The sequence below is a fragment of the Micrococcus sp. KRD077 genome, assembly GCF_017168505.1.
Taxonomy (GTDB): domain Bacteria; phylum Actinomycetota; class Actinomycetes; order Actinomycetales; family Micrococcaceae; genus Micrococcus; species Micrococcus luteus.
Genome location: NZ_JABFAZ010000003.1, coordinates 22999 through 25219, shown reverse-complemented (window position 1 = coordinate 25219; position 2221 = coordinate 22999). Strand labels below are relative to the sequence as shown.

Below are 2221 nucleotides of genomic sequence, written 5' to 3'. Positions count from 1 at the left end.
GGCTCGGCGGGCGGCTGGCCGGGGTGCGCGGGCGTGGCCGGTACGCGGGGCTCGCCTCGCCCGAGGGCGGCGCCCGGGGCTCGGCCGGCCTCACGGCGGGGACCGTCGGGCTCTCGGCCGCGGAGCAGGCCCGCTCGGCCGGCCGCTGGTCCCTGCTGCCGGCCGCCGAGCAGGACCCCACGATCCGCGCCCACGCCACCGCCGAGCTGCTGCTGGACCGGTACGGCGTGATCACGCGCGGCTCCGTGGTGGCCGAGGAGGTCCCCGGCGGATTCGCGGGGCAGTACCGGCTGCTCACCCGGATGGAGGACGCGGGCCAGGTGCGCCGCGGCCACTTCGTCGACGGGCTGGGCGGCGCGCAGTTCTCCACCGGCGCGGTGGTGGACCGGCTGCGCGGGTTCCAGCGGGACGAGGAGGACGCCGCCGTCGACACCGCCCCGCTCGCCCTCGCCCTGGCCGCGACGGATCCGGCGAACCCCTACGGCGCCGCGCTGGACTGGCCGTCCGTGCCGGCCGGGCCGGACGGCGTCGTGCCCACGGGCCACCGCCCGGGCCGGAAGGCGGGCGCCGTCGTCGTGCTGATCGCGGGGCGGCTGGCCCTCTACATGGAGCGTGGCGGGCGCACGCTGCTCGCGTTCACGGAGGAATCGGGCGAGCTGCGGGCCGCGGCGGAGGCGCTCGTGTGGGCGCTGCGCACCGGCCACACCGAGCGGTTGAGCCTGGAGAAGGTCAACGGCGGGCCCGTGCTCGGCACGCCGCTGGCCGAGGCGCTGCTGGCCGCGGGGTTCTACTCGAGCCCATCGGGCATTCGGTTCCGGAACTGAGAACCCACGCCCGTCCGCCCGTCCGCAACGCGGGTTGAGTTGTCACGGGTCCCGCCGTCGAACACCCGCGACAACTCAACCCGCGTTGCCCGGGGTGGCCCTGTCGCGGAGGCGGGGCCCGGGGGTAGGTTCGGCCCATGAGCATCGACGCCGCCCCGCCCGAGGACGTGGGCACCGCCCCCACGGGCACGTCCAGCTTCAGATGTCTACAAGAGACAGGCCCTGGAGGACTCCCTGCCGCACCCCTCGGACCCTTCCGTCACCCCGTTCCTCCTGTTCGAGGGTGACGCCGGTGCGGCCATTGACGCCTACCTCACCGCGTTCGTGGAGCACCTGCCGGTCACCGAGGTCCGCCGCGACCTCTTCGACGAATCCTCCCCGCGCGGCGCCGCTTGGGCGGGCAAGGTCCTGCACGGCGAGCTCGAGATCGCCGGCCAGCGGCTGCGCTTCTTCGACTCCTTCACCCCGCACGGGTTCACGTTCACCCCGGCCATCAGCCTGTTCGTCGAGCTGCCGGACGCCACCGCGGTGGACGCGGTCCACGATGCGCTCCTCGCCGGCGGTGGCCGTGACTACATGCCGCCCGACGACGACGGCTTCTCCCGCCGCTTCGCGTGGGTCGGGGACCGCTTCGGCGTGACCTGGCAGCTCAACGCGGCCTGAGCCGGTGACGGCCCGTGCCTGAAGGCGACTCCCTCGTCCGCGTCGCGCACCGGCTCCGCCTCGTGCTCGAGGGCCGGGTCCTGACGCACGCGGATCTGCGCGTGCCCCGCCACGCCACCGCGGACCTGACCGGCTGGACGGTGGCCGAGGTCCTGCCGCGCGCCAAGTACCTGCTGATGCGGCTGACCCCGCCCGCGGCCCGCCCCGGGGCCCGGCCGCTCACGCTCATCTCGCACCTGAAGATGGAGGGGCGCTGGCTCGTCTCGGCCGTCGACGCGCGGTGGGGCGCCCCCGCCTGGCAGGTGCGGGCGGTGCTGGAGACGGCGGAGCACCGCGTGCTCGGCGCCCAGCTGGGCCTGCTCACCCTCGTGCCCACCGCCGACGAGGCCACCGTCCTCGGCCACCTCGGCCCCGACCTGCTGGACCCGGCCTGGGACACGCCCGACGACGGCGCCGCGCTGCTCGCCGAGGGCGTGCGGCGGCTCACGGCCCGGCCCGAGCGGCCGGTCGGCCTGGCCCTGCTCGACCAGCGGCTCGTCTCCGGGATCGGCAACATCTACCGCTGCGAGACCCTCCTGCTGGCCGGCATCGACCCGCACCGGCCGATCGGCGAGGTCGAGGACGTCGCCGGACTCGTGCTGCTCGCCCGGGACCTGCTGCGCGCCAACGTCCCGCCCGCCGCCCCCGCCGCGGGCGGGACGTTGGCGCGCAGCAGGTCCCGGGCGAGCAGCACG

3 protein-coding genes are annotated in these 2221 nt (G+C 76.1%); all 3 read left to right on the top strand.

What is annotated here, in order from left to right:
- Window positions 1-824: Lhr family helicase (locus tag J1M39_RS01470; RefSeq protein ID WP_446740319.1), on the top strand; the 824-nt coding region annotated here is incomplete at its 5' end.
- 222 nt (window positions 825-1046) lie between these two features.
- Complete coding sequence (locus J1M39_RS01465) at window positions 1047-1487, top strand: VOC family protein (protein ID WP_342356355.1); 441 nt, start codon at window positions 1047-1049, stop codon at window positions 1485-1487.
- A gap of 14 nt (window positions 1488-1501) precedes the next feature.
- Window positions 1502-2221 (top strand): DNA-formamidopyrimidine glycosylase family protein (locus J1M39_RS12495; protein WP_206496400.1); only part of this gene is annotated, 720 nt, incomplete at its 3' end.